Source organism: Pseudomonas agronomica (assembly GCF_025917275.1).
Taxonomy (GTDB): Bacteria; Pseudomonadota; Gammaproteobacteria; order Pseudomonadales; family Pseudomonadaceae; genus Aquipseudomonas; species Aquipseudomonas agronomica.
In genome coordinates, this window is record NZ_JAOSHO010000292.1 from 1 (window position 1) to 6,403 (window position 6,403).

A 6,403-nucleotide genomic window follows, 5' to 3' on the forward strand; every position below is an offset into this window, starting at 1 on the left:
CTGATGGTGAACGCGAACTGGTACCGCGCCAGCATCAACGCCGGATCCACCGTTTCCATGGGCAGGCCCCGCTCAAGCGCCGCTGGGTTTGCCGGAAAACTGGCTGATCGGCTTATCGACCGGCCTTTTCATGCCCTCGCCCAGCGCTTTCAAGCCTTCCACGAGCGGCATGATCGCGCGCCAAAGCGATTCGTCATGCAACAGCCGGTAGGAGCCCCTCACGCCTGGCGCGACGTCGTCATTCTCTGGCGCCGCCCATTGACTGACCGCAGCGCTCGCATCCTTCAGGGCGAAGACCAGCCGGTAGAACTCGTCGGGCGGGACGCGGGACAGTGCCATCGCCAGGATCGACAGGTTCTGAATGACGTTGAGCGTGCCGTCCTTGTTCAGCCCATCAACCAGCACTTTGGTAATCGCCGTGTTGGCACAGACCAAGTCATTGGCCATGCGCAGCACGCCGTGTTCATGGAGACTCTGGACCAGACGATCGAGCTCGTCCTTCGCGTCAGGCTCGGTCTTGCTCGGTTTGACGTGGTAATCAATAGGCTCAGCCATCAAAACCTCTCCGGATGGGGCGCCGGTGCGTCGATCGGCGCGTAGTCGTCTCTGGCCCACTTCACCGCCACAGCCACGCCATCGTTGGGCGTCCGGTGGCCGTTTCGGAAATTGCTCCGTGGCAGTGCCGACGGCTGGGGAGGATCCCTCAGCACCGTCATCTTCACAGCGGTTTCCTTGTAGGCCGGCGTATTGACGTCTGGATCATGATGTTCCCCGGTGAGTTCATTAATGCCGGGCTTGCCCTGGTGAATCGGCATAAACAGCACCTTCCCGCGCACTCGGTCGGTGATGACCACCGGCACCGTGACCGAGCCACGGCGAGAGGTGATCCGCACCCGGGTGCCCTCCTCGATGCTGCGCTCGGCGGCAAGCTCGGGACTGATTTCGACGTACCACTGCGGGGACAACGAATCGATGCGGTCGCCACGTCCCGTCTGGTTGTTGCCCTGGAAATGCTCCAGCATGCGGCCATTGTCCAGCATCAGGTCGAATTCGCTGTCGGGCGCTTCTGCCGGCGGCTTCCACTCAAGCGGGTACAGCACGGCTTGGCCGTCGTCGGTGTGGAACCGGTCGGTATAGAGCAACGGCGTATCGGTGCCGTCCGGTTTCACCGGCCAGAGCAGGGATTTCCAACCGTCCAGGCGCTCGTAGCTGGCGCCGGCGAACAACGTGGAAATGCCGGCCACCTCCGCAAAGATCTGCGAAGGATGTTCGTACCCCCAGTCATGTCCCATTCGCTTGGCCAGGTCGGTGAGGATGCGCCAGTCCGGCAGGCTGTTGCCCAGCGGCGGGAACACCTCATGAAAACGCTGGATCCGCCGCTCGGTGTTGACGAAGGTGCCGTCCTTTTCAACGCTCGGGCAACCTGGCAGCACGACGTCGGCGAACTGCGCGGTGCGGCTGAAGAAGATGTCCTGCACGACCATGAAATCGAGTTTCTTGAAGGCTTCATGGACGTTTTCAGTGTCGGCGTCGGAAAACGCCGTCTCTTCACCGATCACATACATGGCCTTCACCTTCTGCTCGGCGGCATGCTGGACCATCAGGAAGTTGTCTTCACCGACCTTGTTGGACAGGCGTTCGGGCGCCACGCCCCAGGCCTTCGCCCACTTGGCTCGAACCGCCTCGTCAGTGACTTTTTCATAACCGGGGTAAACGTTTTTCAAGCACCCAAAATCGCTGGCCCCTTGGACGTTGTTGTGGCCGCGCATCGGATAACCGCCGGTGCCGGGGCGGCCATAGTTGCCGCTGACCAACAGGAGATTGGACAGTGCGGTGCTGGTGTCGGCCCCATGGCTGTGCTGGGTGATGCCCATCGCCCAAAGAAGGCAGACCCGTTTGGCCCCGCCGATCATGTTCGCGGCGCTGACCAGATCCGCCTCCGACAACCCGGTGACCTGCGAAGCGAACGGCAGGGTGAAAGGCTCCAGCGAGCGTCGGTACTCGTCCACCTGGTTCACACGTTCGTCCAGGAACGCCGTGTCCGCCATGCCATGGTCGAACAGGTAGCGCGACATGGCGCTGGCCCAGACGATGTCCGTGCTCGATCGGATCTGCAGGAACAGATCGGCGCGCTCCGCCATTTCATGTTTGCGTGGATCGACCACCAGCAGCTTCTGCCCACGATGCTTGCGCGCGGCCTTGATTTTCGAAGCAATGACCGGGTGGTTCTCCGCCAGGTTGCTGCCCACCAGGACAATCAGGTCCGCCTGCTCGAGGTCAGCGATCGTACCGGCGTCGCCGCCGTAACCGACCGTGCGGAAAAGCCCTTGTGTCGCCGGGTTCTGGCAGTACCGCGAAGAGTTGTCGACGCTGTTGGTGCCGATGATCAGGCGAGCGATTTTCTGCGTCAGGTACGCTTCTTCATTGCTGGCCTTGCTGGAGCCAATGAAGCCGATGGCATCGGCGCCGTGCTCACGTTTTATGGCCAGGAGACGGCCCGCGACCAAGGTCAGTGCCTCATCCCAGCTCGCTTCACGGAACTGACCGTTCTCGCGGATCAGCGGCGTCGTCAGGCGCTTTTCGCTATTCACGAAATCCCAGGCGAACTTGCCTTTGATACAGGTCGAGATGCCGTTCGCCGGTGCGTCCACCACAGGCTGCACCTTGAGCAGCGTGCGGTCACGGGTCCACATTTCGAAGGAGCAGCCCACGCCGCAATAGGTGCACACGGTTTTGGTGCGTTTGATTTCGGGCTGCCGCCAGTGCATGTCCATGACGGAGATGGCGGTAATGGGCGGCGCACCGATTGTGTTTTCAATCGTCTTCACCGCGTCGATGAGCGGCCGCTTGATGTCCTCGGGCATCGAGGTCAGCGGTCCGGCATCCGGCTGCATGGTTTTTTCCAGCAATGCGTTGCAGGGACACACTGTGACGCAATGACCGCAGCTGACACAACTGGAACCTTCGATTTCGGTTCCGCCATCCCACAACACGCGCGGATGGTCCATGGTGAAATCGATGCTCAACGTTTCGTTGACCTCGACGTTCTGGCACGCCTCCACGCAACGCCCACACAAGATGCATTGATCAGGGTCGTAGGTATAAAAAGGGTTCGAGTGGTCCTTGCTGTAGGGCTTGCGCTGGTATTTGTAGCGCTGGATCACGGGGTTCATGTCGGCGACGGTATTGTGCAGCGTGCAATCGCCAGTGTTGTGCTCGCAGACCGTGCAATACAGCTCGTGCTTGGCAAGAATCCGGTCCATGCCTTCTTCCTGCGCCGCCTTCACGCGAGGCGTTTCGCTGGTAAGCGTCATGCCGTCGGCGGAACGCAGCGTGCAGCCGCGGACCAACTCGCCATCATGTTCGATCCAGCAGACGTCGCAGGTCTGGATCGGCCCGAGGGCGCGGTGATAGCAGACGTGAGGCAGGTCGATGCCCTGCTCTGCCAGGAAATCGATCAGCGGCTGGTCTGCTTTACCCCTCAAGGTCCGACCGTTGTACTCGATGCTGCACTGGTTGTTGACGCTCATGGAAACTCGCCCCCGTTGGCCGACCGACCGCCGTGACAGCGGCCCAACGAAACGTGAGGGCCGAATGTCTGGACGGAAATGTTCAGTTACAGAGTCGATATCCCGGCGCTGAAAATGTTCATTAATTTTGCTTGCGTATCATCGGAGCCGTCAGAGCTTGTGGCATCCCAATGCCAGGTAACGCTGCGGCGCCGATTCCCGCAGGCGAGTCGCCAGGAACACGCCCACCAGCAAGGCAGCCGGGATGATGGCGCAAAGACTGTAGGACAGCGCTTTGCTGGCACCCGTCAGCACATCGAAGTGCACCACGGCGATCACCAGCACCGCCAACAACACCAGGCATGAAAAACCGGGAAAGAGGCCTCCTCGCCAGAGCCCCAACTTGAGCTCCGGATGACGCTGGGAGAAAACCACGACCGCGGCGGAGGTGAGCGCCATCAAAAGGATCACGCACAGCGTCGCCAGGTTGGACAGCCAGGCGAACAGTTGCAGGATCGGATCGGCATCCATCGCGGCGAAAACCAGCACGACCACGGCGGAGATCAAGCTCTGCAACGCCGAGCCCATGTGGGGGCTCTGGTGGATACGGTGGGTCGTGCCCAACCGGCTCGGCAGCAACCCATCGCGGCCAATGGCGAAGAAATAACGGGCTGCCGCGTTATGAAAGGCGAGCAATCCGGCATAGATACTGACCATGAACAGCACACGGATGATCTGGGTCAGCGCGGGACCGACGAAATGGTCGGACATGCCATAGATAAACGTCGTCGGGTCCTGCAAGGCCTGTAGCGTGGCGACAATCTTGTCCGCGCCTACGCCCACCACCATCGACCAGACCGACAGCGCGTAGAAGCCGCCGATCAGCAACACCGAGCAGTAGGTGGCAATCGGAATGGTTCGCTGGGGATTCTTCGCCTCCTCGCCGTAGATGGTGGTGGCTTCGAAACCAATGAACGCCGCGAAGCAGAACAACAAGCCAATGGACGGTGTGCCACTGAACACATGGCTGCGATCGAATGCATCCAGGTTGATGCCGCTATCGCCCCCGGACTTCAGGATGGCGAAATCCAGGACCAGGATCGCCAGGTATTCAGCAATCACGATGACTGACAGCACCCGGGCAGAGAGGTCGATCTTGCGGTACCCGAGGATCGCGACGCTGGCCATGGCCATCAGCGAGTACACCCACCAGGGCAACAGCAGGCCAAACGCATTTTGCATCGTGCCGCTGACGACACCGCCGAACATGCCATACAACCCGACCTGGAGGATGTTGTAGGCAAACATCGCCAGCACCCCCGCCGCACCACCGGCCATTCCGCCCAGGCCCACGGAGGTAAAGGCATAGAAACCGCCCGCGTGGGTGAGATGCCGGGCCAGGGTGGTGTAGCCCACCGAAAACGCCAGCAACACGAGCAAGGCCAGGATCAGCAGTGCCGGAGTACCCGCGCCGTTGCCGAGCATGATGCCGATGGGAAAGCCGCCGGCAATGACGCTCAACGGGCTCGCCGCCGAGACCACGAAAAAGATGATGAAGCCGACACCCAGGGCGCCACGCTTGAGCTCGGTGGAGCTGTTGACCGGGAGAGGTACGCTCATGTTTTGTTGACCTTATGGGATGAGGTATTCGCTGCAGGATCGGCGCGGGCCACGGCGGGATCGCATTATCGTGGGTGTCGCACGCCGGATTCGATCCTATGCCTCTCCCTCGATGCCTCACTAACCCAAATCGGCACGCGCGTAATCGGCAATGGCGGCGCGGGCGGTATGGGATGGCAACTCTGCGAACAGGGCCTGGTACTCGGCCGCAAAATGACTCAGGTGAAAGAAGCCCCACTGGGCGGCGACATCGCCGATCGATAAATGGGACGCCCGGGTCGACATCAGCGTCCGGCGTACGCCATTGAGCCTGACAGAGCGCAGGTAATTGATCGGCGTCGTCTCGGCTACCGCGCGAAAGCTGTTCTGCACGGTGCGCCGGCTTACCTGGAGACGCTGGCACAACTCATCGACGCTGGGCACGTTGTTCAGCTGCGCGGTCGCCAGGCGATGGCACTTTTCGACGATGTAACTGCGTGTGGAACTTGGCGTGCGCTGCTGTTTGTCGCAAGCGGGGTCGGTCATCAGTTGCAGCAACTCGCCGAGCATGGTCTGTTCCAGCTGCAATTCCCGGTCCTGGGCAACGTCATCTTCTTCGCTCAGCAGCGCCTGGGAAAATGCCGCCAGCATTCGACGGCGAGCACCTGCGTAGCGCTGGGTCGACACCCTGATCACCGGTTGCCGCAGCAACTGGCTGATGTCCTTGGCCGACTCGGTGTGTGCCAACGCTTGTTCGAACAGTTCACGCTCGAAGGTGATGGCCAGCAGCTCCATGCCCATCGGCATGTGGAACATGAACTCCTCGCCCCCGTGAAGAAAGAACAGGCTGCTGTCATCCACTTCCCGCCCCTGCATCCGGATCGAACCCGGGACCGTGATGGGCACGGCAAAACACATCTTGCCCCGTGGGGCCACGCCGTGCTGAACGACACGCTGGTTGATCTGCTCGCGAAAAACGTGGCAACGCGGCGTCGTCAACTGAATGAGCGAGCTCTCGGCCGAACCGGCGGTCAACTGGTTATAGTCCTGGCTCCATTCCTGGACGGTGGCGGCATGGACATGAATGTCATGGAACCGGCTGATGTTGAGATGCTTCATGATGACGAACGCCTCGGCCAATGTTCTTGTTGTTAGAGCGCCTTCCTGGCCGATATTCTCATAATGAGAGAATTCTGCAAATTTTGTTTGATCGATACAGCCTTCTCTGTGAATGCACCAAGACTGCTACCAACAGGTTCCTGTCGCAACCAATCCCTGTGGCGAGGGAGCTTGCT

General features: G+C 60.7%; 4 protein-coding genes. All 4 read right to left on the reverse strand.

Annotated features, from left to right (window positions below; translation table 11 throughout):
• Nucleotides 1–72: 72 nt before the first annotated feature.
• Nucleotides 73–555 (reverse strand): DUF1641 domain-containing protein, encoded by a 483-nt coding sequence (locus OC610_RS18580; protein WP_264429706.1) that lies wholly within the window; start codon nucleotides 553–555, stop codon nucleotides 73–75.
• The gene (fdhF, locus tag OC610_RS18585; protein ID WP_264429707.1) at nucleotides 555–3,530 is read right to left on the reverse strand and encodes a formate dehydrogenase subunit alpha; all 2,976 of its coding nucleotides are present in this window, start codon (nucleotides 3,528–3,530) and stop codon (nucleotides 555–557) included. The genes OC610_RS18580 and fdhF overlap by 1 nt, the downstream gene beginning before the upstream one ends.
• A gap of 150 nt (nucleotides 3,531–3,680) precedes the next feature.
• Nucleotides 3,681–5,129: an APC family permease gene (locus tag OC610_RS18590; RefSeq protein ID WP_264429709.1), complete on the reverse strand. Its 1,449-nt coding sequence runs from the start codon at nucleotides 5,127–5,129 to the stop codon at nucleotides 3,681–3,683.
• Nucleotides 5,130–5,249: 120 nt separating this feature from the next.
• Nucleotides 5,250–6,227 carry a helix-turn-helix domain-containing protein gene (locus OC610_RS18595; RefSeq protein ID WP_264429712.1) on the reverse strand — a complete coding sequence of 326 codons (978 nt, stop codon included), beginning with the start codon at nucleotides 6,225–6,227 and terminating at the stop codon, nucleotides 5,250–5,252.
• Nucleotides 6,228–6,403 lie beyond the last annotated feature (176 nt).

Coding starts and splice junctions, on each gene's coding strand:
- OC610_RS18580 (WP_264429706.1), bottom strand. CDS start 555: ATGGCTGAGCCTATTGATTACCACGTCAAACCGAGCAAGACCGAGCCT.
- fdhF (WP_264429707.1), bottom strand. CDS start 3,530: ATGAGCGTCAACAACCAGTGCAGCATCGAGTACAACGGTCGGACCTTG.
- OC610_RS18590 (WP_264429709.1), bottom strand. CDS start 5,129: ATGAGCGTACCTCTCCCGGTCAACAGCTCCACCGAGCTCAAGCGTGGC.
- OC610_RS18595 (WP_264429712.1), bottom strand. CDS start 6,227: ATGAAGCATCTCAACATCAGCCGGTTCCATGACATTCATGTCCATGCC.